Here is a 21,811-nt window from a genome sequence, read left to right on the forward strand (position 1 = left end):
CGCCGAGATCGAGAGCAGGTGCGCAGGGCCCTTCGGCCCAACCTATGACCGGCACCCCACCTCCCGGCCCGCCCCGGGTGCAGACCAGGATCACCGTGCCCGACCCGAAGATCATGGTCAATCTGCTCGGCGCAGGCGACGAGATCCTCAGACTCGTCGAACGCTCGGTCAACAGTGACGTGCACGTTCGCGGCAACGAGATCACCATCACCGGTGACCCCGCGGACAACGCCCTCGCCGAGCGGGTCTTCAGCGAGCTCCTCGAACTCATCGAGAAAGGCGAGACCCTGACCAGTGACGCCGTCCGGCGTACCGTCGGCATGCTCGAGCAGGGCAGCGCCGAGCGGCCCGCCGAGGTCCTGACACTCAACATCCTCTCCCGGCGCGGGCGCACCATCCGCCCCAAGACGCTCGGGCAGAAGAAGTACGTCGACGCTATCGACACCCACACCATCGTCTTCGGCATCGGCCCGGCCGGCACCGGAAAGACCTACCTGGCGATGGCGAAGGCCGTCCAGGCGTTGCAGGCCAAGCAGGTCAACCGGATCATCCTCACCCGGCCGGCGGTCGAGGCGGGCGAGCGTCTGGGCTTCCTGCCCGGCACGCTCAACGAGAAGATCGACCCCTACCTGCGCCCGCTCTACGACGCGCTGCACGACATGCTCGACCCGGAGACCATCCCGAAGCTGATGGCCGCCGGCACGATCGAGGTCGCCCCGCTGGCCTACATGCGCGGTCGGACGCTCAACGACGCGTTCATCATCCTGGACGAGGCGCAGAACACGACGCCCGAGCAGATGAAGATGTTCCTCACCCGACTCGGCTTCAACTCCAAGATCGTCGTAACCGGTGACATCACCCAGGTGGACCTTCCCGGCGGGACGAGCAGCGGCCTGCGGGTGGTTCGGGAGATCCTGGAAAACGTCGATGACGTGCACTTCTCCCAGTTGTCCAGCTCTGACGTGGTCCGCCACCAGCTGGTCGGGGAGATCGTCGACGCGTACGCCCGCTGGGACGCCGAGCGGGAGAACCAGCAGGCGCAGGGCGTTCACGCCGTGCCTGGGCGACCCGCCCAGGGCGGCCGGGCCGCCCGCCGCCGCTAAAGCAGAGGAAAGCAATTGTCCATCGAGATCGCCAACGAGTCCGGTGTCGACGTCGACACCGACGCCGTGCTCGCCGTCGCCCGGCACGCCCTCGACGAGATGGGGGTCAACCCCCTCGCCGAGCTGTCCGTGCTGCTGGTCGACATCGACTACATGACCGAGCTGAACCACCGCTGGATGGGTGGCGACGGCCCGACCGACGTGCTCGCCTTCCCCATGGACGAGGGCAGCGTCGACCACGGCCCGGGTGAGTCCGCACCGGCCGGCGGCGAGCCGGCCCTGCTCGGCGACATCGTGCTCTGCCCGGAGGTGGCGGCCAAGCAGGCGGCGACCGCCGGGCACGCGCCGGCCGACGAGCTGCACCTGCTCACCGTGCACGGGGTGCTGCACCTGCTCGGCTACGACCACGCCGAGCCGGAGGAGGAGCGGGAGATGTTCGCACTCCAGGCTCGGCTGCTGGCGAGCTGGCGGTCGACCCGCACCCAGTGATGTCCACTCCTCCGTTACTCGCGGCCGGCGCGACCGCCGGCCTTCCCGACTTTCAGCTGATCGTCTTCGCCGCCGGTCTGGTGGTGCTGGCTGGCCTGATCGCGATGACCGAGGCGGCACTCGCTGCGGTCTCACCGGCCCGAGCCGCCGAGCTGGCCCGCGACGGCGTGCGCGGCGCCCGTACCCTCCAGGTCGTCGCCGGCGACGTCGTCCGGCACCTCAACCTGCTCCTGCTGTTGCGGCTGCTCGCCGAACTGACCGCCACCACACTGGTGGCGCTCGTGGCGGTGGACAGCTTCGGCGCCGGCTGGCGGGCCGCGCTGGTGACCGCCGGCGCGATGACAGTGGTCAGTTTCGTGGTGGTGGGCGTGGCCCCGCGCACCATCGGCCGGCAGCACGCCTACGCCGTGGGTCGTGCGGTGGCGCCGCTGGTCCGCTGGCTGGGCCGGGCGCTCAACCCGCTCGCGTCGCTGCTGATCCTGATCGGCAACGCGGTAACCCCGGGGCGCGGCTTCCGGGAAGGTCCGTTCGCCACCCAGGTGGAGCTGCGGGAGCTGGTCGACCTGGCCGAGCAGCGCGGCGTTGTCGAGCACGGCGAACGCCAGATGATCCACTCCGTCTTCGCGCTCGGCGACACCATCGCCCGTGAGGTGATGGTGCCGCGTACCGAGATGGTGTGGATCGAGGAGGGCAAGACGCTCGCGCAGGCGCTGGCGCTCTTCCTGCGCTCAGGTTTCTCCCGCATCCCGGTGATCGGCGAGAGCGTCGACGACGTGCTGGGGGTGCTCTACCTCAAGGACCTGATCCGGCGCTCCCGTGGCGGGGACCCGAGGGCCGAGCAGTTGCCGGTGGCCGAGCTGATGCGCCCGGCGACCTTCGTCCCGGAGTCCAAGCCGGTCGACGACCTGCTGTCCGAGATGCAGGCGGCCCGCAACCACCTGGTCATCGTGGTCGACGAGTACGGCGGCACCGGCGGTCTGGTCACCATCGAGGACATCCTCGAGGAGATCGTCGGTGAGATCACCGACGAGTATGATGTCGAGCGCCCGCCCGTCGAACGTCTGGCGGACTCCTCGGTGCGGGTGACCGCTCGCCTGCCGGTGGAGAATCTCGGCGAGATGTTCGACACCGACCTGCCCACCGACGAGGTGGAGACGGTCGGCGGTCTGCTCGCCCAGTCGCTGGGGCGGGTGCCGATCCCGGGTGCCGAGGCCGAGGTCGCCGGTCTCCGCCTGGTCGCCGAGGGCACCACCGGCCGGCGCAACCGGATCGACACCGTCCTGGTCAGCCGGGTGGAGCCGGGCGATGAGCAGGACATTGCGGGGCGCGGCGAGCACGCCGGCCCCGGGGACGACACGGACAACTATCGAGACGACGAGAGGCAACCCGCCGATGCCTGACACACCCGCCGCGCCTGTCGCCCGGCCCACCCCCACCGCGTCGGGCGCGCTGAGCGCCGAGGACGGCAAGCTCGTCGTCCTGGCCCGGGGAGCCCGCGCGCGGGTCAGCGCCGTGGAGGGCGCCGCGGTCCGCGACCAGGACGGCCGGACGTACGCGGCGGCCAGTGTCGCGCTGCCGTCGCTGACGCTCACCGCGTTGCAGTTGGCGGTCGCTTCGGCCGTGGCGGCCGGGGCGAGTCGGCTGGAGGCGGCGGTGGTGGTGACCGAGGCGTCGACGCTGGATGGTGCCGGGCACGCGGCGGTACGGGACCTCGCGGCGGACGCACCGGTTCACGTGGCTGCTCCGGACGGCACGGTCCTCGGCACGGTGACCCAGTGAGCCCGGTGCAGGATCCGGAGGCACGTCCGTACCGGGCCGGGTTCGGCTGCTTCGTCGGTCGCCCCAACGCCGGCAAGTCGACGCTGACCAACGCCATCGTCGGCACCAAGATCGCCATCACCTCGAACAAGCCGCAGACCACCCGGCACGTCATCCGGGCGGTGCTGCACCGACCGGAGTCGCAGCTGGTCCTCGTCGACACGCCAGGCCTGCACCGCCCCCGTACGCTGCTCGGCGAGCGTCTCAACGACCTGGTCCGGTCCACCTGGACCGAGGTCGACGTGATCGGCCTGTGCATCCCGGCGGACGAGCCGGTCGGGCGCGGCGACCGGTTCATCACCGGCGAGTTGGCCGAGTTGAAGGCGACAGTGCTGGCGGTGGTCACCAAGACCGACCTGGTGGACAAGCGTCGCCTGGCGGAGCAGCTGCTGGCGGTCAGCAAGATGGGGGAGTTCGCCGAGATCGTGCCGGTGAGCGCGGTGTCCGGGCACCAGGTGGACACCCTCGTCGACGTGATGACCAAGTACCTGCCGCCGTCGCCGCAGCTCTACCCGGACGACATGCTCACCGACGACCCCGAGCAGGTGCTGGTCGCCGAGCTGATCCGGGAGGCCGCCCTGGAGGGGGTCCGCGACGAGCTGCCGCACTCCATCGCCGTGGTGGTGGAGGAGATGATCCCCGAGGGTCAGGTCATGAAAATCTACGCCGACCTGTATGTGGAGCGGCCCAGCCAGAAGGCCATCGTGCTCGGGCACAAGGCGAGTCGGCTCAAGGAGGTCGGCACCAACGCCCGCAAGCAGATCGAGGAGCTGCTCGGCGGGCGGGTCTACCTCGACCTGCACGTGCGGGTCGCGAAGGATTGGCAGCGCGACCCGAGGCAACTGCGCAAGCTGGGCTTCTGACCCACCTCGTCGGCGGTGCCCGAAGCGGACGGCCGGGGAGGCAGCCAGCGTCGAGATCAACGCTCGCTGATCGTGAGGTTGCCGCTGTTGGCCGAACCGTCGAGCACCAGGGACGCCGCCGGGTTGTCGGCGACGGTGACGGTCTCGTCGCCGGAGTCGGCGTTGGACCGGACCCGGTAACTGCCCTGCGGCACCAGCAGCGTGACGTCACCACTGGAGGCGTGGACCCGGGCCGAGGCGGGCTTGTCCAGCTCCACGTTGACATTGCCCGAGCTGGCCTCGGCGTCGACCGTGCCGCCCAGCCGGCGTGCGCTGATGTCTCCCGACGAGGCGCGCAGCCGTACCGCCGCGGCGGCCTCGTTCACCTCGATGTTGCCCGAGCGGGCCTCCACCCCGACCGCGCCCGACGCACCGGAGATCCGCACGTCGCCCGAGCGCACCTGTAGGTCCACGGTGCCGACCCGGCTCAGCTCGACGTTGCCGGAGCTGGTCTCGCCCTGCACCGCCACACCCTCCGGCACCGTCACCTCGTAGGAGATGCTGCACCGCGAGCCACAGTCGGTGTCCAGCACCAGCTCGCTGCCCTTGATCTCGTAGCGGGTGTTGTCCGGTTCACCGCCCTGGTAGCGAACCACTCGCTTGATCCGCACCTCGGACGCCGGGCCGGTGCCGCGGACCACCACGTCGCCCGAGCCCCCGGAGACCCGGACCGTGGTGATCCGGACCGCCTCGGTGTTGTCGTAGTCGAGCCGACGGAACGACAGGTTGTCGCACCCGGCGAGCACGATGAGGGTGGTGGCGAGCCCTAGCGCGACGGGAGCGGCGACGCGACGACGGCGGGGGGTGGTGGTCAGGTGCAGTGCCATGACCAGCACGCTACGACCGAGCACGAGGCGTCCGCATCGGGGTTCATCCGCGCTTGCACCCCGAACCAACCCTGATTTCACACCCCGAGGGAGAATGGCCCGATGGCCGGGTATCGCCGACAGCTCTACCGCGACGACGCGGTGGTGCTGCGTGTGCAGAAGCTCGGCGAGTCCGACCGGATCATCACCCTGCTCACCCGTCGGCACGGCCGGCTGCGCGCGGTGGCTCGAGGGATCCGCCGCACCACCAGCAAGTTCGGTGCCCGGCTGGAGCCGTTCGGCCACGTCGACCTCCAGCTCGCCGGTGACCCGAAGGGCAACCACGGCAATTCTCTGCACACCGTGAGTCAGGTCGAGGGCATCGACCTGTACGGCAAACGGTTCCTGGGCGACTACCCGCGTTACACGGCGGCCAGCGCGATCGCCGAGACCGCCGAGCGGCTGACCCCGGTGGAACGGGAGCCGTCGTTGCGGCTGTTCCAGCTCACCATCGGCGCGCTGAAGGCGCTGTCCCGGGGCGAGCACGCCACCACCCTGGTGCTCGACGCGTACCTGCTGCGCGGGATGTCCCTGGCCGGCTGGGCGCCGGCGCTGGTCGCCTGCGCGGTCTGCGGCACGCCCGGGCGGCACCGGGCGTTCTCGGTGCCGGCCGGCGGCGCGGTCTGTCCGGATTGTCGGCCCCCCGGGGCGGCTCATCCCGCACCGGCCACCATCGATCTGATGTCCGCGCTGACCTCCGGCGACTGGGTGATCGCCGACGCCACCGACGCCGCCGTCCGTCGGGAGTGCAGTGGGCTGGTCGCAGCTCACCTGCAGTGGCACCTGGAGCGCGCGCTACGCTCGCTGCCGCTGGTCGACCGGGGTTCCTCGGCGGCCGGCACGGCTCCGCCGCCGGAGGGTACCGGGGCCGCGGTGCTCCGGCCACGTGGCGACGTCGAGGCCGGGGCGGACAGCACGAACAGGGAGTGACCGAGTGATCCGATCGAAGAAGGCCGGCCGGCGCGAGCCGACGCCGCCGGTGCCGCACCCGTCCGGGGCCCGCCCTCCGGCGCTGCCCACCGAGGCGGTGCCGAAGCACGTGGCGGTGGTGATGGACGGCAACGGCCGCTGGGCCAAGGACCGCGGGCTGCCCCGCACCAAGGGGCACGAGGCGGGGGAGCACAGCCTCTTCGACACCATCGAGGGCGCCATCGAGATGGGCATCCCGTACCTGTCGGCGTACGCGTTCTCCACCGAGAACTGGCGGCGCTCGCCCGACGAGGTCCGGTTCCTGATGGGGTTCAACCGGGACGTGATCCGTCGCCGCCGTGACCAGCTGGTCGACCTGGGCGTACGGGTGGTGTGGTCGGGCCGGCCCGGTCGGCTGTGGAAGAGCGTCATCTCCGAGTTGCAGACCGCCGAGGAGATGTCCCGCGACAACTCGACGCTGACCCTGCAGTTCTGCGTCAACTACGGCGGGCAGGCCGAGATCGGTGACGCCGCCGCCGCGATCGCGCGGGACGTGGCGGCCGGCCGGCTGGATCCGGCGAAGGTCACCGAGAAGACCGTGGCGAAGTACCTCTACCACCCGGAGATCCCGGAGGTGGACCTGTTCCTGCGCCCCTCCGGGGAGGAGCGGATCTCCAACTTCCTGCTCTGGCAGACCGCGTACGCCGAGTTGGTCTTCCTGGACACGCTCTGGCCCGACTTCGACCGCCGCCACCTCTGGTACGCGTGCGAGTTGTACGCCCAGCGGGACCGACGCTTCGGCGGCGCGCTGCCCAACCCGGTCGCCCCGGTTATCTGAGCCGACGTGCTTACCCGCACGTCACTCTGGGTATCAGAGACGTCAGAAGCCACTGACGGAGGTGAACCCACATGATCCAGAAGCGCATTGCCCAGTGGGCGGTGATGGCTATCGCGGTGCCGCTGGCCGCGGCCGGTGCCCGCCGGCTCAGCCACACCCTGGAGGCCCGGCGTGGTCCCTCCGGGGCGACCCGGTTGCTGACCAAGGGTGCGGACCTGATCCGTCCGCAGAAGGCCAAGCGCCGCCGCTTCTTCTGATCAACCCACAACTGTCCCCGGCGCCCCCGCACCCCTCGTGCGGGGGCGCCGCCGCATCCCCGCCCCCGCCCGCCCCGCCAGCCCCGCCCCGCCCCGCCCCGCCCCCGCCCGCCCGCCCCGGCGGTCGATCATGGAGTTGTGGTGGCCGGGTTAGGCGCCTTTGTGACTTATGTTCACCACCACACTCCATGATCGACGCGACCCGGGGGCCTGCACGCGGCCGGTGAGCGGGTTGGGGTGAGTGCGCTCGTTTCGGGGTCCTGCGCAAGGGCGGCGGGTAGGGTCCGGAGGTGGTGGGACGACGGCGGTTGGGGGGCAGATGCGTGATCTCCGCTTTAAGATGATCATGGCGTTGAACGCCGCCGACCTGGGCGACCCGATCTGCGAGCAGGTGGCCGAGATCTGTGCCGAGATCGCCGAGCAGCACTGCGCCGAGTTCGGCCACACACCGCAGCTGCGCACCGGTGAGATCGCCGAACTGGCCACCGGCGAGCCGGCCCTGACCTGGGCGCCGTCGACCCCCGACGCCGGGCAGCGTGCCTGGTGACCGCGCCCGCTGTCGACATCCGTCGTGCCGATGACCGCTTCGCCACCCGGATCTCCTGGCTGGACTCCAAGCACTCCTTCTCGTTCTCCCGGCACTACGACCCGGCCAACACCCACCACGGCCTGCTGCTGGTCAACAACGACGACGTGGTCCGACCGGGAGCCGGCTTCGAGACCCACCCGCATCAGGACATGGAGATCGTGACCTGGGTGCTGCGCGGTTCCCTGGTGCACCAGGACTCCACCGGGCACTCCGGGGTGATCTACCCGGGTCTGGCCCAGCGGATGAGCGCCGGCACCGGCATCCTGCACTCGGAGAAGAACGACGCCTGGAGGCTCAACAATCAGGAGCCGCACACCGACCCGGTGCACTTCGTGCAGATGTGGGTGCTCCCCGACGAGCAGGGCGTCGACCCCGGCTACGAGCAGCTGGAGATCGAGGACGAGTTGCTCCGCGGGGGCCTGGTGCCGATCGCCTCCGGGATGGACCGCTACGACGGCGCGTCCGCGATCCGGATCCGCAACCGGTACGCGACCCTGCACGCCGCCCGTCTCGCCCCCGGCGCCGAGGTCACCATCCCGGACGCGCCCTACGTGCACCTCTACGTGCCCGACGGCACGGTGACCCTGGAGGGCAGCGGTCCGCTCGGCAGTGGCGACGCCGCCCGGCTCACCATGACCGGTGGCCGGCGGGTGACCGCCGACGAACCGGCCGAGATCCTGGTCTGGGAGATGCACGCCACGGTCGGCTGACCCGCCCCACCCCGTCGATCTTGCACTTTCTGTCCCGGAATAGCGGCACAGAAGCCGCATTTCACAGCCCGAAAGTGCAAGATCGACGGGGAAAGAGGCGGGGTGGTCAGGCCGGTGACTCGGTGCGGTCGGCGGCCCAGGTGGTGTGGAACGAGCCCTCGCGGTCCACCCGCTGGTAGGTGTGCGCGCCGAAGTTGTCCCGCAGACCCTGGATCAGCGCGGCGGGCAGCCGCTCCGCGCGCAACGCGTCGAAGTACGCCAGCGACGACGAGAACGCGGGCGTCGGCACACCGGCCCGGGTCGCGTCGGCCACCACCCGCCGCCAACTCGGCACGCCAGCGCTGACCGCCTCGGCGAAGTACGGCGCCACCAGCAGCGTCGGCAGGTCCGGCTGCTCGTCGTACGCCTCACGGATCCGGTTGAGGAAGCGGGCCCGGATGATGCAGCCGCCCCGCCAGATCGTCGCGGTGCCGCCCAGGTCGATGTCCCAGTTGTATTCCTGGCTGCCCGCGCGGATGTGGTCGAAGCCCTGCGCGTACGCGACGATCTTGGAGGCGAGCAGCGCCCGGCGGACGTCCTCGACGAAGGTCTCCCGGTCGCTCACCTGCCACTTCTCACCCGCGTCGGGGAACGCCCGGCGGGCCGCCTCGCGCTGGTCGACGTGCCCGGAGAGCGAACGGGCGAAGGTCGCCTCGGCGATCCCGGTGATCGGGATGCCCAGGTCCAGGGCGCTCTGAACGGTCCACCGACCGGTGCCCTTCTGCTCGGCCCGGTCCTGCACGATGTCCACGAACGACCGGCCGGTCGCCGCATCGGTGTGCGCGAGCACGTCGGCGGTGATTTCGATGAGGAACGATTCCAGCTCGCCGTTGTTCCACTCCCGGAAGATCTCCGCGATCTCGGCCGGCGTCGCGTCCAGGCCGGCCCGGAGCAGGTCGTACGCCTCGGCGATGAGCTGCATGTCGGCGTACTCGATGCCGTTGTGCACCATCTTGACGAAGTGCCCGGCGCCGTCCGGCCCGACGTGCGTGCAGCACGGCACGCCGTCCACCTGGGCGGCGATCTTCTCGAACATCGGCCCGAGCTTCGCGTACGACTCGGCGGAGCCGCCCGGCATGATGCTCGGCCCGCGCAGCGCGCCCTCCTCGCCACCGGAGACGCCGGTGCCGCTGAAGTGCAGCCCCTGCGCCCGCAGCGCCTCCTCGCGGCGACGGGTGTCGGCGAAGTGGGCGTTGCCACAGTCGACGATGATGTCGCCCTCGTCGAGCAGCGGCACCAACTCGTCGATCACCGCGTCGGTGGGCGCGCCGGCCTTCACCATGACGATGACCGCGCGGGGTCGTTCCAGTGACGCCACGAAATCGGCCATCGTCTCGCCCGGCAGGAACGTGCCCTCGTCGCCGTGCTCGGCGACCAGGCTGCGGGTGCGCTCCGGCGAGCGGTTGTGCACTGCCACCGTGAAGCCGTTGCGGGCCAGGTTGCGGGCCACGTTGCGACCCATCACCGCCAGCCCGGTCACACCGATTTGTGCCCTCGCCTGATCAGCCATTCGTGCCGCCACCTCTCGTCACACCACTATCAGCGCTTGGAAACTTACCGTGATGCGAGCCGATACGGACCAGTGATGGACGTCCCGTTACTGCACGTAATGTGGACGTTGCCGATGGCGGCTCGGGCTCATTTCAGTGGTCGGTATGCCCCGCGCAGGGAAAGTTGTCGTCATCCCGCGCTGCGCGCGTCAGCCTTCGGCGAGACGCGCTTCGATACGGGCGATCTTCCCGGTCAGCGCGTCGCTGACCCCGGGGCGGACGTCGGCCTTGAGCACCACACTCACCCGGGGAGCCTGCGCGGCGACCACGTCGACCGCCCGCTTCACCACCGCCATCACCTCGTCCCACTCGCCCTCGATGGTGGTGAACATGGCATCGGTCCGGTTGGGCAGGCCGGACGCACGGACCACCCGCACCGCCTCGGCGACCAGGTCACCCACGGAGTCGTCACCGCCGAGCGGGGTGATCGAGAACGCGATCAGCATGTGCCGATCGTGCCAGTAAAAACGGATGCGCGTCGGTCCGGCGGTGGCTACGGTACGAACATGCGTAACTGACGCCCCACTTCCGAGCCGGCCCGCCGTCCCGCGTCGCGGTCCGTGCGCTCCCGGGCGTCCCGCATTCCCTCCCCGCCGTTCGGTGGCGGTGGCCCTGCCTGGCCCCGGTGAGCAGTCCCTTCCCCACTCGACCGTCGCGCAACGGCGGTCACCAGCCGATCCGACCGACCGCCGCAGCGCGGGACCGGCCGTGCCGGTCGGCATTGAAGGAGGCCCGGATGCCTGCCAGGCGTAACCCGAAGAAGACCCGTACCCCGAGAGCGACGCCGCTCGGCGTCGACCCGGCGGCCGGCCACGGCCCGCGCCCCACCACCCTCCCCGCCCTCGACCTCGCGGTCGAACCGGCCCTGCCGGCGGTGCTGGTGGAACCGGCGATGGCCGAGCCTGCGCTGCTGGCGGTGCTGGCCGAGCCGGCGCTGCCGCCGGCGGTCCTGGACGAGGTGGCGCCGCCGGTCGACGTGCCGACAGCTGTCGATGTGCCGGCGGTCGTCGATGCGCCGACGATGCGAGATCTGCCGAAGCCGACCGGGCGACCGAAGGCACCGACGGCCGGCCCGCCGCCGGGTGGCGGCAACCGCTCCGGCGGCGGCCGCAGCCAGCAAGCCGGCCAGGCCCGCCGCTACGCCTTCCGCCGCAGCTGACCAACCCACCCCACCCCACCCCACCCCACCCCACCCCCGCCCCGCCCGCCCTACCCTCCGCCGCCCGACCCGACCCGACCCAGCCCAGCCCAGCCCGGCCCGGCTCCGCCCCGCGATCTTGCACTTTCTGTCCTCGCATTCACCGGCATACCGGGATGAATCAACGACAGAAACCGCAAGATCGGCGCCGGGCGGCGCGGGGCGGGGCGGCGCGGGGCGGCGCGGGGCGGCGCCGGGCGGCGTGGGGCGGCGTGGGGCGGCGGGCGGCGGCAGGCAGCCGGCGGGGCGGACTTAGCTGATCAGGGGGCGGAAGGTGCCCAGGAGGACGCTCGTGGTCAGGGCGGCCGCGGCGAGGACGACGGCCGCGGCGATGAGGAGGACGTCGGCGCGGGTGAAGTGCTGCTGGCGGGCGACGGTACGGGGTGTGCCGGCGTCGAAGCCGCGCGCGTCCATGGCCACCGCCAGTCGGGTGCCTCGGCGGATCGCCCCCACCAGCAGCGCGAAGGCGGTGGAGGCGAAGAGCCGCAGCTTCGCCACCGGGTTGCGTCCCGCGTCGACGCCCCGCGCGCGTCGAGCCATGCTGATCATCTGCCACTCCTGACCGAGCAGCGGCACCAGCCGGAACGCGGCCAGCGCCCCGATGGCGAACCGGGCCGGCGCCTTCGCGTTCTGGATCAACGCGTCGGCCAGGTCGGTGGGGTCGGTGGTCGCAAAGACGATCACACCGGGCAGGGCCACCGCGAACACCCGCAGCACCAGGCCGAGCGCGGTGAGCAGGACGCCGGTGCTCACCAGCACCGGTCCCGCGTCCAGTAGGACCCGGCCGGACCGGTCGGCCGCGAACAGCACCAGGGTGACCAGGATGCCGGCGGCACTGAGCAGCAGCGGCCAGGCCCGTCGGGCCAGCACCCGGTAGCGGATACCGAACAGCGGCAGGACGGCCAGTTCGAGGGCGATGGCGATCGCCGGGGCCACCGGGTCCAGGGTCGCCAGCAGGGTGAACGAGAAGACGAGTGCGGCGGCGACCTTCGCCACCGGGTTGCGGCGGGCCAACGGCGCGTCCGGCGCGGCGACCGGCTCGATGCTGATCATCGGTGGTCGTCCGGGGCGCGGTGCAGGGTGACGGTGCGGTCGGCGAGCGCGGCGACGAAGTCCGCGTCGTGGGTGATCGTGACCACGCCGTGCCCGGCGTCGCGCAGGTCGGCGAAGAGGTCGACCAGCTCCCGCCAGGTCCGCCGGTCCTGGCCGAAGGTGGGTTCGTCGCAGATCAGCAGGCGTGGCGCGGTGGCCAGGGCGGTCGCCACGCTCAGCCGCCGCGCCTCGCCACCCGAGAGGGTGTACGGGTTGGCGGCGGCGAGCCGGGCCAGCCGCAGCCGGTCCAGCAGCCCGGCCACGGTCTCCTTGACGGCCGCCTCGGGTTGACCGGTGCGGCGCGGGCCCAGCGCCAGCTCGTCGAAGACCGTGCTGGTGACGAACTGGTGCTCCGGATCCTGGAAGACCGACCCGATCCGTCGGGCCAGCGAGGGCGCCCGCCACCGGTGCGGGGGAGTGCGGTGGTCCGCGCCGGCCAACTCGGCGGACGCGGTGACCCGACCGTCGCCCGGCCGGAGCAGACCGCCGAGCAGCAACGCGAGGGTGGACTTGCCGGCACCGTTGGGTCCGCGTACGGCGAGTGCTTCACCGGCGCGTACCGCCAGGTCGGTGCGGCCCAGCCGGGGCGGCAGGCCGAGCCGGTCGGCGGTGAGCAACAACTCCCCGGGGCCGGCGGTGGCCGGTCGGGGCGCGATCGGGTGACCGGGCACCCAGACCCCCTCGGCGGCCAGGGCGGCACCGTGGGCGGCGAAGACCGCCTCGGGTGTGCCGTCCGCGCGGACGCCGCCGCCCGGTTCCAGGACGACCACCCGGTCGACCAGCGGCAGTGCCTCGGAGACCCGGTGCTCGACCAGGATCAGCGTGGTGTCGGCGTCCAGCGCGCCGGCCACCGCGTGCCGGACCAGCTCGGCTCCGGCCGGGTCGAGGTTGGCGGTCGGCTCGTCGAGCAGCAGCAGGGCGGGGCGCAGGGCCAGCGCGCCGGCCAGGGCGAGGCGTTGCTGTTCGCCGCCGGAGAGCGCCGCGGTGTGGCGGTCCCGGGAGTACGGGAAGCCGACCCGGTGCAGCGCCTCGTCCACCCGGGGCCAGATCTCGTCGGCCGGCACGCCCCGGTTCTCCAGCCCGAACGCGACGTCGTCGCCACAGCGCGCCATCACCAGTTGGGTCTCCGGGTCCTGGAAGACGATGCCGACCCGTTCCCGTCCCTTGCGCGGGTCGAGCCCGTCGATCTCGACGGTGCCCTCCTGCTCGCCGGAGTCCTCGGGAAGCAGCCCTGCCAACGCGCTGAGCACTGTGCTCTTACCGGCCCCGGAGGGCCCAAGAAGCAAGACCCGCTCCCCAGCCTCAACCCGCAGATCAACACCCCGAACGGCCCAGGCGCGCCGCCCAGCGTGCCGCCACCCGAACCCCCGCAGCAGTACCCCGCCCACCAGACCCACCCCCTCCCACCCAACCGCCGGCCCCGCCTACCCGGTTGATCAAGAGGTTTGCGTCAGGAAATCGCCTTCCGTTGACGCAAACATCTTGATCGACGCGAGTTGGTGGGGGGGTCAGATCAGGGCGCGGTTTCGGCCTGCGGGGAAGCGGTCCAGGACGCCGGTGTTGGCCAGGGCCTTCGTCAGCAGCCAGCCCCCCAGGCCGGCGATCACGGTGGCGCTGACGATGGTGAGCAGCGCGTACGGGATGCGGTAGTCGGTCAGCGCGTAGTCGACGTTCCAGACGAAGAAGTCGAACAGCGCGGCGCTGAGGCCGGTCAGCGCGCCCGCGAACACCGCGGTCGGCAGCCGGAACGACCGGTACCGGAAGGCGGCGAAGGCCAGCTCGGCGCCGATGCCCTGCACGATGCCCTGTGGGATCACCGTGCCGGCCCACTGGCTGCCCAGCAGCGCGGACAGGACCGCGGCCACGGTCTCGCAGTAGAGCGCGGCGCCGGGCTTGCGGATGACCAGCCCACCGATCACCGCCGGCATCAGCCAGACGCCGTAGAGCAGCGTCTGCGCCGGCGGGAAAAAGGCGAACGCGCCCTCGGTGGCGCTCCAGACCAGGCCCCAGGCCCAGAAGATGACGCCGAAGGCGACCGCGATCACCGAGGCGACCACGATGTCGATGGTGCGCCAACGGTGTGTGTCGGTGGTGGATTTCATGTGTTGCTCCCAGTTCGTGAGTGCGAACCAGGAGAAGACGCACGCCGCGTCCGGTGGCACCGGACTGCGGCGCGGCTGGAGGTCGACCGAACTCCCTGCGCTGGCATTACCCAGATCAGGTTCGAGGGTCTGCGGGCGTGCCCGCACTCTCAGCGCTGTGCGCTCCCCTGTCGGATATGAAGTTGTCTCGCTGACGCTAACACCGACCACTGTCGCGGGCCCAGCAGGGCATCCTTTTGACCTGCGGGAGCGACCGGTCGACCGCCGGCTGGGTACGCTTCCGATCATGCGGGTTGACGCGCGAGGCTTCACGTTCGAGGTGACCGTCGGCGGTCCGACGGACGGCGTACCCGTCCTGCTGCTGCACGGTTTCCCTCAGCACAGCGGCGAGTGGGACGACGTGGTGCCGGCGCTGCACGCGGGTGGGCTGCGCACGTACGCGCTGGACCAGCGCGGCTACTCACCCGGCGCCCGGCCCACGGCGGTGGCCGACTACCGGATCCCCGAACTCGTCACCGACGTGGTGGCGGTGCTCGACGCGCTCGGGCTGGACGCCGTGCACCTGGTCGGCCACGACTGGGGCGCGATCGTGGCCTGGGCGGTTGCCGCCCGGCACCCCGAGCGGGTGCACACGCTGACCGCGGTGTCCGTACCGCATCCGGCGGCCATGGCGCACGCCCTGAGCACCGACGCCCAACAGAAGGCCCGCTCGTCGTACATCGCGCTGTTCCGCAAGCCCGACAAGGCGGAGAAGGTGCTGCTGGCGTGGCACGCCACCGCGCTGCGCAAGCTGCTCGGCGGGGTGGGCGACACGTCCCGGGTGACCCGGTACGCCGACCCGATGCGCGAGCCGGGGGCGCTCACCGCCGCGCTGAACTGGTACCGGGCGATGTCCCGCGCCGACCTGGCCGGCGTCGGCCCGGTCGCGGTGCCCACCACGTACGTCTGGAGTGACCGGGACGTCGCCATCGGCCGGACCGCCGCCGAGGCGTGCGCGCGGAACGTCAGCGGGGACTACCGTTTCGTGCAGCTGCCCGGGGTGAGTCACTGGATCCCGGACGCGGCGCCGGCCCCGCTCGCCGAGGCGATCCTGGCCCGAGCCGGCGGAACGGCCTGAGCCGTGCGGGTCCGCGGGGGAAAGCAATCGTGACGCCGGACGCCAGCGGGCCGGGCAGCCGTCGCTCGATCGCCGCGCAGCTGCGCGTGCTGGGCGTACGCCCCGGCGCGACGATGCTGGTGCACGCCTCGCTGCGTCCGCTGGGCTTCGTCAGCGGCGGTCCGCACGCGGTGGTGCTCGCCCTGCGCGACGCGCTCGGCCCGGACGGCACGATCGTCGTGCCCACCCACACGCCCGACAACAGCGACCCCGCGCGGTGGCGCAACCCGCCGGTGCCGGCGGGCTGGTGGCCGCTGATCCGCTCGGAGATGCCGGGCTTCGACCCGGCGGTCACGCCGAGCCGGTTCATGGGTGCGCTCGCCGAGACGGTCCGCGGCTGGCCCGGCGCGCTGCGCAGCTCCCATCCGCACGTGTCGTTCGCCGCCCTCGGTCCGGCCGCCGAGCAGGTGGTGGCCGGGCACACCCTGGCCGACATGCTCGGCGAGGGCTCCCCACTGGCTCGCCTCTACGACCTCGACGCCGACGTGTTGCTGCTCGGCGTGGACCACTCGGTGAGCACCTCGTTGCACCTGGCCGAGTACCGCCGCCCCGGCTCGCCCCGGGAGCGGATCGGTGCTGCCGTGCGTACCGCCGACGGTGGTCGGGAATGGGTGTGGTGGCCTGACGTACGACTCGACGCGGACGACTTCGCCGCGTTGGGCGGGGACCTGGAGGCCACCGGAGCGGTACGCACCGCACCGGTCGGCACCGGGACCGGCAGGTTGATGCGCCAGCGGGCGGCGGTCGACTTCGCGGTTCGCTGGCTGGCTCGTAATCGAACGACGGAGGACGTATGACGGTGAGTGCCGAGGACTACCTGGCCGTGGTGACCGAGACGATCGGCCGGGTGGCAGCCAGTCAGCGGGAGGCGGTGGGGCGGGCCGCCGACCTGATCGCCGAGGCCGTCCGAGCCGACGGCGTGGTGCACGCGTTCGGCACCGGGCACTCGGAGGCCCTCGCCATGGAGATCGCCGGCCGGGCGGGCGGTCTGGTACCGACCAACCGGATCGCGCTACGCGACCTGGTGCTGCTCGGCGGCGAACCGGCCGACCGGCTCGGCCCGCTGCTGGAACGGGACCCGGCCGTCGCGCACCGCCTCTACGAGCTGGCTCCGGTGCGCCCCACCGACGTCTTCGTGCTCGCCTCGAACTCCGGGGTCAACGGCGCGATGGTGGAGTTCGCCACGCTGGTGAAGGAGCACGGTCACGGGTTGGTGGCGATCACCTCGGCGCAGCACTCCGGCCGGATGACCTCCCGGCACCCGTCCGGGCGCAAGCTGAGCGACCTCGCCGACGTGGTGCTCGACAACGGCGCGCCGTACGGCGACGCGACGCTGCCCCTGCCCGGCGGCGGCGCGGTCGGCGCGGTCTCCTCGATCACCGCGGCGCTGCTGGCGCAGCAGGTGACAGTGGAGGTGGTGGCGCGGTTGCTGGCGGCGGGGGAGCGGCCCCCGGTCTACCTGTCGGCGAACATCCCGGACGGCGACGCGCACAACAACGAGCTGGAAGCGCGGTACGCGGGCCGGATCCGACGCGGGTCCTGACACGGCGCTGGCGGCCGACTTGCGTCGCCGAGATGAACGGCCGATGTCGTGAATCTGTTTCGTGCTCGGCCGGGTGGGGCATTGGCGTTGCTGCCGGCGGCCGGGACCGCCGGCAGTACCGTCTCACCGGAGGTAGCGCGTGTCCAAGGAGACCGACAAGCAGCGCTGGCAGCGCAACTTCGCCGACCTGCTGCAGGAGCTGCGGGTCGCCCAGACCGGCGTGCAGATCCTCTTCGCCTTCCTGCTCACCCTGCCGTTCAGTAACGGGTTCACCGAGACCACGGAGTTCCAGCGCGACGTCTACATCGTGGCGTTGCTCGCGGCGGCCGCCGCCACCGCACTGATCATCTCGCCGGTGGCGTTCCACCGGGCGCTGTTCCGGCAGGGGCGCAAACCGGAGCTGGTCCGCTTCGCGCACCGGATGGCCACCGGCGGCCTCGCCTTCATGCTGATCGCGATGGTCAGCGCGGTACTGCTGATCACCGACTTCGTGTTGGACCGGCCGATCGCCTTCGTGCTCAGCGCCCTGGCCGGAATCTGGTTCCTCACGTTCTGGGTGGCCCTGCCGTTCGCCCGACGCAACTGGGGTGAGGACGACATCGACGACGATGACGACGACCCGGACACCATCAGCGGTCGCTGACCGCGCCGATCTTCACGCAGCGCTACCCCTGGGTAACAACCAGGGGTAGCGTGGCGGTAGTCGCGCACGTCGACGCAGCCGCACCGAGCTTCGAGGGGGCAGCCGTGACCACGACGCAGGATGGCCGACCGGCACCGGACGGCCCCGACTCCGAAACCACCGCCGGTGCCGCCGCGCCACTGCCAGCGGAAGCCGGGCAGGTCACCGAGAAGGAGGCCCGGCAGGTCGCCGAGGCCGCCCGGGAGTCCACCTGGGACCGACCCAGCTTCGGCAAGGAGCTGTTCCTCGGCCGGTTCCGGCTCGACCTGATCGACCCGTGGCCCCGATCCGATCCGGACGACGTGGCTCGCGCGGAGGAGTTCCTTGGTCGGTTCCGCGCCTTCCTGACCGCCGAGGTGGACGGTGAGGCCATCGAGCGGGACGCGTCGATACCCGACTCGGTGTTCCACGGCCTGGCCGACCTCGGCGCGTTCGGCATGAAGATCGACCGCAAGTACGGCGGGCTCGGGCTGAGCAACCTGCACTACTGCCGGGCGCTCATGCTGGCCGGCTCGGTCAGCCCGGCCATCGGCGCGCTGCTCTCGGCGCACCAGTCGATCGGGGTGCCGCAGCCACTGAAGATGTTCGGCACCGCCGAGCAGAAGCAACGCTTCCTGCCCCGGCTCGCCGCCGGCGAGGTGTCCGCGTTCCTGCTCACCGAGCCGGACGTCGGTTCCGACCCGGCCCGGCTGGCCACCATCGCGGAGCCGACCGAGGACGGCACCGGTTACCGGCTCAACGGGGTGAAGCTCTGGGCCACCAACGGCATCGTGGCCACCCTGCTGGTGGTGATGGCCCGGGTGCCGGCCACCGAGGGCCGTCGGGGCGGCATCACCGCGTTCGTGGTGGACGGCGACAGCCCCGGCATCACCGTCGAACGGCGCAACGAGTTCATCGGCCTGCGCGGCCTGGAGAACAGCCTGACCCGGTTCCACGACGTGATCGTCCCCGCCGAGAACGTCATCGGTGGCGAGGGCAAGGGGCTGAAGATCGCCCTGACCACTCTGAACACCGGCCGGCTCTCACTGCCGGCCATGTGCGTGGGCGCCGGCAAGTGGGCGTTGAACGTGACCAGGGGGTGGGCCGCCGACCGGGTCCAGTGGGGACGGCCGGTGGGCGAGCACGAGGCGGTCGCGCAGAAGCTCTCCTTCATCGCCGCCACCACGTACGGCATGGAGACGATGCTCGACCTCTGCTGCCTGCTCGCCGACGACGACCGCAACGACATCCGGATCGAGGCGGCACTGGTCAAGCTGTACGCCAGCGAGATGGCCTGGAAGATCGCCGACGAGCTGATCCAGATCCGGGGTGGGCGCGGCTACGAGACAGCCGACTCACTGGCCGCCCGCGGCGAACGCCCGGCCGCCGTCGAGCAGATGCTGCGCGACCTGCGGATCAACCGGATCTTCGAGGGCTCCACCGAGATCATGCACCTGCTGATCGCGCGGGAGGCGGTCGACGCCCACCTGTCGGTGGCCGGCGACATCATCGACCCGGAAGCGGGGCTGGGCCGCAAGGCCCGAGCCGGCGCGCGAGCCGGGGCCTTCTACGCGAAGTGGCTGCCCACCCTCGCCGTCGGTCGGGGGCAGACCCCTTCGGCGTACGCCGAGTTCGGCCCGCTCGCCGCGCACCTGCGCCAGGTGGAGCGCTCGTCACGCAAGCTGGCCCGGTCGACCTTCTACGCGATGTCCCGCTGGCAGGGAAAGATGGAGCGCAAGCAGGCGTTCCTCGGCCGGGTGGTGGACATCGGCGCCGAGTTGTTCGCGATGTCCGCGGTCTGCGTCCGGGCCTCCGCCGAACGGGGCAGCCGCCCGGAGAACGTCGAGCTGGCCGACCTGTTCTGCCGGCAGGCGCGGGTGCGGGTGGACGCCCTGTTCGCCGCACTCTGGGACAACACCGACTCGGTCGACACCGCCGCCGCGAAGCGCATCCTCGCCGGCCGCTACGCCGGCCTGGAGGAGGGCGTGCTCACCCCGTCCGACGAGCTGCCCTGGGTGGCCCGCTGGTCGCCCGGCCCGTCCACCGCCGAGGACGTCCGCCGGCGCATCCCCCCGAAGCCGTAAACCGCGCCGCGCGGGCTGACGGTCGCGCTCGTCGGCGGTGTCGGTCAGCGGGAGACCGCCCAGGCCAACACTCCCGCCAGGATCAGACCGTTGAGCCCGGCCAGGGCCAGGTACGCCGCGGGTGGGATCTTCTTGCCCCGGCGGAGGAAGGAAACCAGGACGGCGGCGTAGCCGAGCAGCAGGACGGCGATGACGACGAGGAAGTAGAACACCCGACGACTTTAACGACACCCTCGTCGGGCTGGACCTGCGCCCGGCGGAGCGACTGTCCGTCAATTCACCCTGCGACGTCGATCACGGAGTTGTGGTGGATGACAAAGCCCTCGTTGAACGTCAAACCAGGCACCACAACTTCTTGATCGACGGGGCTGAATGGTCCTGCTCCGCGATCTTGCTCTTACTGTCCCGACATAAGGGGGATCCCACTCATACCGGCAACCGAAACTGCAAGATCGGCGCTGAGGGGGGGCGGGGTGCGGGGGTGAGTAGAGCCCACACTGGGCGACCTCAGCGGCCCCCGCCGCGTAGGCCGAGTTGGCGCAGCTCCAAGGCGGCCAGGGCGTCGACCGTCGCGTCGTCGCCGCGCCGCCACGCCTCTGCGACGTCCGGACCGATCCGGGTCAGTTTGCCCAGTGGCTGGGTGGCCAGCGCGCGCAGGGCGAGCAGGTCCCGGCCGGCTGGCCCGGCGGCCAGCTTCGTCGCCGATCCGGCCCGGCGCATCCAACGGACCCGCAGCGGCAGCCAGCCGAACAGCACGATGCCGAGCGGGAAGATCAGCACCGCGATGGCGAGGGCCAGGGCGAGCTGGTCGACCAGGTGCTGCTGATCGCGGCCCGCGTCGGCGAGCGATCGGGCGGCCTCGGCGGCGCGCTGGAACGGTGCGGTGAGTTCGTCGCCGACCAGTGGCACCCGGCCGGCCTTGCTGCCGGCGTCGCCCAGGTTGTCGGCCAGCCCACTGCCGGCGTCCTCCAACTTCTGCCCCGGCACGGCGAGCTTCTGCACCAGGTCGTGCAGCCACAGCGCGCCGCGGATCGCCACGTACACCCAGGCGACGACGAGCAGATCGGTGAGCAACTGACGGGCGGCGGTCGGAAACCGATCGGCATAGATTTTCACGTCGGCCAGCGTGCCACGAACGCGTCGCCCGGTGTAGCCGTGAAGTGGGCCCGGATCGCGAGCGACCGTGCGCAGGTCGTCAGCGCGGGCAGGTCGGGCAGGTGCCGAAGATCTCCAGGGTGTGGCTGACGTCGGCGTAGCCGTGCTGCGCGGCGACCCGGTCGGCCCAGCTCTCCACGGCCGGGCCGGCCACCTCGACAGTACGCCCGCACACCCGGCAGACCAGGTGGTGGTGGTGCCCCTCGCTGCACCGGCGGTAGAGGTGCTCGCCGCCCGGCGGACGCATCACGTCGATCTCACCGGCGTCGGCGAGCCCCTGGAGGGTGCGGTAGACGGTGGTCAGGCCGACCCGCTCGCCTCGCTGCCGCAGCATCGCGTGCAGGTCCTGGGCGCTGTGGAAGCCCTCCATCTCGCCCAGCAGCGCGCTCACCGCCGAACGCTGCCGGGTGTTGCGCACCGCGGCGCTGCTCTCGCTCATGATCCCTCCCCGGCGTGGCTGACCGCGTCCGCCACGATGTGCGCGACGTGCTCGTCGACCAGGCTGTAGGCGATCTCCCGGCCTCGGCGGGAGCCGCGCACCACGCCCGCTCCGCGCAACACCCGCAGGTGCTGGGAGACCAGTGGTTGCGCCGCGCCGAGCTTCTCCACCAACTCGTGCACGCACCGCTCGCCGCCGGCCAGCTCGCTGACGATGGCCAGCCGAATGGGAGCGGACAGGGCACGGAGCAGCTCGCTGGCCCCGTCGAACCCGTCGTAGCCCGTTGCGCTGGTCATCCTGCAACGGTAACC

26 protein-coding genes and 1 riboswitch are annotated in these 21,811 nt (G+C 71.6%); of the genes, 16 read left to right on the forward strand and 10 right to left on the reverse strand.

What is annotated here, in order from left to right:
* Positions 1–44: 44 nt before the first annotated feature.
* Genes ACIA47_RS29930 through era form a run of 5 tightly spaced genes read left to right on the forward strand, consistent with a single transcriptional unit; the run spans position 45 to position 4,273 of the window.
* Positions 45–1,103 (forward strand): PhoH family protein, encoded by a 1,059-nt coding sequence (locus ACIA47_RS29930; protein WP_203124692.1) that lies wholly within the window; start codon positions 45–47, stop codon positions 1,101–1,103.
* A 15-nt stretch (positions 1,104–1,118) separates the two neighbouring features.
* Entirely contained in the window at positions 1,119–1,592 is a 474-nt protein-coding gene (gene ybeY, locus ACIA47_RS29935; RefSeq protein ID WP_030491788.1) for an rRNA maturation RNase YbeY, read from the forward strand.
* The gene (locus ACIA47_RS29940) at positions 1,568–2,992 is read left to right on the forward strand and encodes a hemolysin family protein (RefSeq protein ID WP_396711645.1); all 1,425 of its coding nucleotides are present in this window, start codon (positions 1,568–1,570) and stop codon (positions 2,990–2,992) included. Before ybeY ends, ACIA47_RS29940 begins: the two co-directional genes overlap by 25 nt.
* Positions 2,985–3,371 carry a cytidine deaminase gene (locus tag ACIA47_RS29945; protein ID WP_396711629.1) on the forward strand — a complete coding sequence of 129 codons (387 nt, stop codon included), beginning with the start codon at positions 2,985–2,987 and terminating at the stop codon, positions 3,369–3,371. The genes ACIA47_RS29940 and ACIA47_RS29945 overlap by 8 nt, the downstream gene beginning before the upstream one ends.
* Positions 3,372–3,376: 5 nt before the next feature.
* On the forward strand, positions 3,377–4,273 hold the full coding sequence (gene era / locus ACIA47_RS29950) for a GTPase Era (RefSeq protein ID WP_091409997.1): 897 nt from the start codon (positions 3,377–3,379) through the stop codon (positions 4,271–4,273).
* Positions 4,274–4,329: 56 nt separating this feature from the next.
* Here era and ACIA47_RS29955 read toward each other — a convergent pair whose 3' ends face one another.
* Positions 4,330–5,139, reverse strand: a complete 810-nt coding sequence (locus tag ACIA47_RS29955) for a DUF4097 family beta strand repeat-containing protein (RefSeq protein WP_203124690.1) — start codon at positions 5,137–5,139, stop codon at positions 4,330–4,332.
* 102 nt (positions 5,140–5,241) lie between these two features.
* Between ACIA47_RS29955 and recO the strand changes: the two genes are divergently transcribed.
* The 5 genes from recO (at position 5,242) to ACIA47_RS29980 (ending at position 8,481) form a co-directional block, all read left to right on the forward strand.
* Complete coding sequence (gene recO, locus ACIA47_RS29960; RefSeq protein WP_396711630.1) at positions 5,242–6,108, forward strand: DNA repair protein RecO; 867 nt, start codon at positions 5,242–5,244, stop codon at positions 6,106–6,108.
* A gap of 4 nt (positions 6,109–6,112) precedes the next feature.
* Positions 6,113–6,925, forward strand: coding sequence for an isoprenyl transferase (locus ACIA47_RS29965; protein WP_091409745.1), 813 nt, complete (start codon positions 6,113–6,115; stop codon positions 6,923–6,925).
* Between the two features lie 71 nt (positions 6,926–6,996).
* Positions 6,997–7,182, forward strand: coding sequence for a hypothetical protein (locus ACIA47_RS29970; RefSeq protein ID WP_030336441.1), 186 nt, complete (start codon positions 6,997–6,999; stop codon positions 7,180–7,182).
* A 346-nt stretch (positions 7,183–7,528) separates the two neighbouring features.
* Positions 7,529–7,729 (forward strand): thioredoxin reductase, encoded by a 201-nt coding sequence (locus ACIA47_RS29975; protein ID WP_225855276.1) that lies wholly within the window; start codon positions 7,529–7,531, stop codon positions 7,727–7,729.
* Positions 7,726–8,481, forward strand: a complete 756-nt coding sequence (locus ACIA47_RS29980; RefSeq protein WP_396711631.1) for a pirin family protein — start codon at positions 7,726–7,728, stop codon at positions 8,479–8,481. Before ACIA47_RS29975 ends, ACIA47_RS29980 begins: the two co-directional genes overlap by 4 nt.
* 106 nt (positions 8,482–8,587) lie before the next feature.
* Here ACIA47_RS29980 and gndA read toward each other — a convergent pair whose 3' ends face one another.
* Complete coding sequence (gene gndA / locus ACIA47_RS29985) at positions 8,588–10,030, reverse strand: NADP-dependent phosphogluconate dehydrogenase (RefSeq protein ID WP_396711632.1); 1,443 nt, start codon at positions 10,028–10,030, stop codon at positions 8,588–8,590.
* 189 nt (positions 10,031–10,219) lie between these two features.
* Entirely contained in the window at positions 10,220–10,516 is a 297-nt protein-coding gene (locus tag ACIA47_RS29990; protein ID WP_396711633.1) for an MTH1187 family thiamine-binding protein, read from the reverse strand.
* A 290-nt stretch (positions 10,517–10,806) separates the two neighbouring features.
* Between ACIA47_RS29990 and ACIA47_RS29995 the strand changes: the two genes are divergently transcribed.
* Positions 10,807–11,229, forward strand: coding sequence for a hypothetical protein (locus ACIA47_RS29995; protein ID WP_396711634.1), 423 nt, complete (start codon positions 10,807–10,809; stop codon positions 11,227–11,229).
* 291 nt (positions 11,230–11,520) lie between these two features.
* On the opposite strand, the gene ACIA47_RS30000 is transcribed toward ACIA47_RS29995, so the two are convergent.
* The 3 genes from ACIA47_RS30000 to ACIA47_RS30010 form a co-directional block, all read right to left on the reverse strand.
* Positions 11,521–12,321 (reverse strand): energy-coupling factor transporter transmembrane component T family protein, encoded by an 801-nt coding sequence (locus tag ACIA47_RS30000; protein ID WP_396711635.1) that lies wholly within the window; start codon positions 12,319–12,321, stop codon positions 11,521–11,523.
* The gene (locus ACIA47_RS30005) at positions 12,318–13,748 is read right to left on the reverse strand and encodes an ABC transporter ATP-binding protein (RefSeq protein WP_396711636.1); all 1,431 of its coding nucleotides are present in this window, start codon (positions 13,746–13,748) and stop codon (positions 12,318–12,320) included. The genes ACIA47_RS30000 and ACIA47_RS30005 overlap by 4 nt, the downstream gene beginning before the upstream one ends.
* 120 nt (positions 13,749–13,868) lie before the next feature.
* Positions 13,869–14,462 (reverse strand): ECF transporter S component, encoded by a 594-nt coding sequence (locus tag ACIA47_RS30010; RefSeq protein ID WP_355580284.1) that lies wholly within the window; start codon positions 14,460–14,462, stop codon positions 13,869–13,871.
* Positions 14,463–14,536: 74 nt separating this feature from the next.
* Positions 14,537–14,641, reverse strand: a riboswitch (TPP riboswitch).
* Positions 14,642–14,748: 107 nt separating this feature from the next.
* Between ACIA47_RS30010 and ACIA47_RS30015 the strand changes: the two genes are divergently transcribed.
* From ACIA47_RS30015 to ACIA47_RS30035, 5 genes are all read left to right on the forward strand, one after another.
* Entirely contained in the window at positions 14,749–15,579 is an 831-nt protein-coding gene (locus tag ACIA47_RS30015; RefSeq protein ID WP_203124357.1) for an alpha/beta fold hydrolase, read from the forward strand.
* Between the two features lie 29 nt (positions 15,580–15,608).
* Positions 15,609–16,415: an aminoglycoside N(3)-acetyltransferase gene (locus ACIA47_RS30020; protein WP_396711637.1), complete on the forward strand. Its 807-nt coding sequence runs from the start codon at positions 15,609–15,611 to the stop codon at positions 16,413–16,415.
* Positions 16,412–17,161 carry a sugar isomerase domain-containing protein gene (locus ACIA47_RS30025; protein ID WP_112584644.1) on the forward strand — a complete coding sequence of 250 codons (750 nt, stop codon included), beginning with the start codon at positions 16,412–16,414 and terminating at the stop codon, positions 17,159–17,161. Before ACIA47_RS30020 ends, ACIA47_RS30025 begins: the two co-directional genes overlap by 4 nt.
* A gap of 139 nt (positions 17,162–17,300) precedes the next feature.
* Positions 17,301–17,804 (forward strand): DUF6328 family protein, encoded by a 504-nt coding sequence (locus tag ACIA47_RS30030; RefSeq protein ID WP_203124341.1) that lies wholly within the window; start codon positions 17,301–17,303, stop codon positions 17,802–17,804.
* 104 nt (positions 17,805–17,908) lie between these two features.
* Entirely contained in the window at positions 17,909–19,906 is a 1,998-nt protein-coding gene (locus ACIA47_RS30035) for an acyl-CoA dehydrogenase family protein (RefSeq protein ID WP_396711638.1), read from the forward strand.
* A 44-nt stretch (positions 19,907–19,950) separates the two neighbouring features.
* Here ACIA47_RS30035 and ACIA47_RS30040 read toward each other — a convergent pair whose 3' ends face one another.
* The 4 genes from ACIA47_RS30040 to ACIA47_RS30055 form a co-directional block, all read right to left on the reverse strand.
* Positions 19,951–20,118 carry a hypothetical protein gene (locus tag ACIA47_RS30040; protein ID WP_167493739.1) on the reverse strand — a complete coding sequence of 56 codons (168 nt, stop codon included), beginning with the start codon at positions 20,116–20,118 and terminating at the stop codon, positions 19,951–19,953.
* Positions 20,119–20,413: 295 nt separating this feature from the next.
* Complete coding sequence (locus ACIA47_RS30045) at positions 20,414–21,022, reverse strand: hypothetical protein (RefSeq protein WP_396711639.1); 609 nt, start codon at positions 21,020–21,022, stop codon at positions 20,414–20,416.
* Between the two features lie 79 nt (positions 21,023–21,101).
* Complete coding sequence (locus ACIA47_RS30050; protein WP_091409697.1) at positions 21,102–21,500, reverse strand: Fur family transcriptional regulator; 399 nt, start codon at positions 21,498–21,500, stop codon at positions 21,102–21,104.
* Entirely contained in the window at positions 21,497–21,796 is a 300-nt protein-coding gene (locus tag ACIA47_RS30055; RefSeq protein ID WP_030338189.1) for a metalloregulator ArsR/SmtB family transcription factor, read from the reverse strand. The genes ACIA47_RS30050 and ACIA47_RS30055 overlap by 4 nt, the downstream gene beginning before the upstream one ends.
* Positions 21,797–21,811 lie beyond the last annotated feature (15 nt).

The organism is Micromonospora sp. NPDC051227 (assembly GCF_044455385.1).
GTDB lineage: Bacteria > Actinomycetota > Actinomycetes > Mycobacteriales > Micromonosporaceae > Micromonospora.

Bases quoted from the DNA above. Each gene is read 5' to 3' on its own strand.
- ACIA47_RS30025 (WP_112584644.1), top strand. From the start codon at position 16,412: ATGACGGTGAGTGCCGAGGACTACCTGGCCGTGGTGACCGAGACGATC.
- ACIA47_RS30010 (WP_355580284.1), bottom strand. From the start codon at position 14,462: ATGAAATCCACCACCGACACACACCGTTGGCGCACCATCGACATCGTG.
- ACIA47_RS30015 (WP_203124357.1), top strand. From the start codon at position 14,749: ATGCGGGTTGACGCGCGAGGCTTCACGTTCGAGGTGACCGTCGGCGGT.
- ACIA47_RS30050 (WP_091409697.1), bottom strand. From the start codon at position 21,500: ATGAGCGAGAGCAGCGCCGCGGTGCGCAACACCCGGCAGCGTTCGGCG.
- ACIA47_RS30000 (WP_396711635.1), bottom strand. From the start codon at position 12,321: ATGATCAGCATCGAGCCGGTCGCCGCGCCGGACGCGCCGTTGGCCCGC.
- ACIA47_RS29970 (WP_030336441.1), top strand. From the start codon at position 6,997: ATGATCCAGAAGCGCATTGCCCAGTGGGCGGTGATGGCTATCGCGGTG.
- recO (WP_396711630.1), top strand. From the start codon at position 5,242: ATGGCCGGGTATCGCCGACAGCTCTACCGCGACGACGCGGTGGTGCTG.
- ACIA47_RS29945 (WP_396711629.1), top strand. From the start codon at position 2,985: ATGCCTGACACACCCGCCGCGCCTGTCGCCCGGCCCACCCCCACCGCG.
- ACIA47_RS29975 (WP_225855276.1), top strand. From the start codon at position 7,529: ATGGCGTTGAACGCCGCCGACCTGGGCGACCCGATCTGCGAGCAGGTG.
- gndA (WP_396711632.1), bottom strand. From the start codon at position 10,030: ATGGCTGATCAGGCGAGGGCACAAATCGGTGTGACCGGGCTGGCGGTG.
- ACIA47_RS29930 (WP_203124692.1), top strand. From the start codon at position 45: ATGACCGGCACCCCACCTCCCGGCCCGCCCCGGGTGCAGACCAGGATC.
- ACIA47_RS29995 (WP_396711634.1), top strand. From the start codon at position 10,807: ATGCCTGCCAGGCGTAACCCGAAGAAGACCCGTACCCCGAGAGCGACG.
- ACIA47_RS29955 (WP_203124690.1), bottom strand. From the start codon at position 5,139: ATGGCACTGCACCTGACCACCACCCCCCGCCGTCGTCGCGTCGCCGCT.
- ACIA47_RS29990 (WP_396711633.1), bottom strand. From the start codon at position 10,516: ATGCTGATCGCGTTCTCGATCACCCCGCTCGGCGGTGACGACTCCGTG.
- ACIA47_RS30055 (WP_030338189.1), bottom strand. From the start codon at position 21,796: ATGACCAGCGCAACGGGCTACGACGGGTTCGACGGGGCCAGCGAGCTG.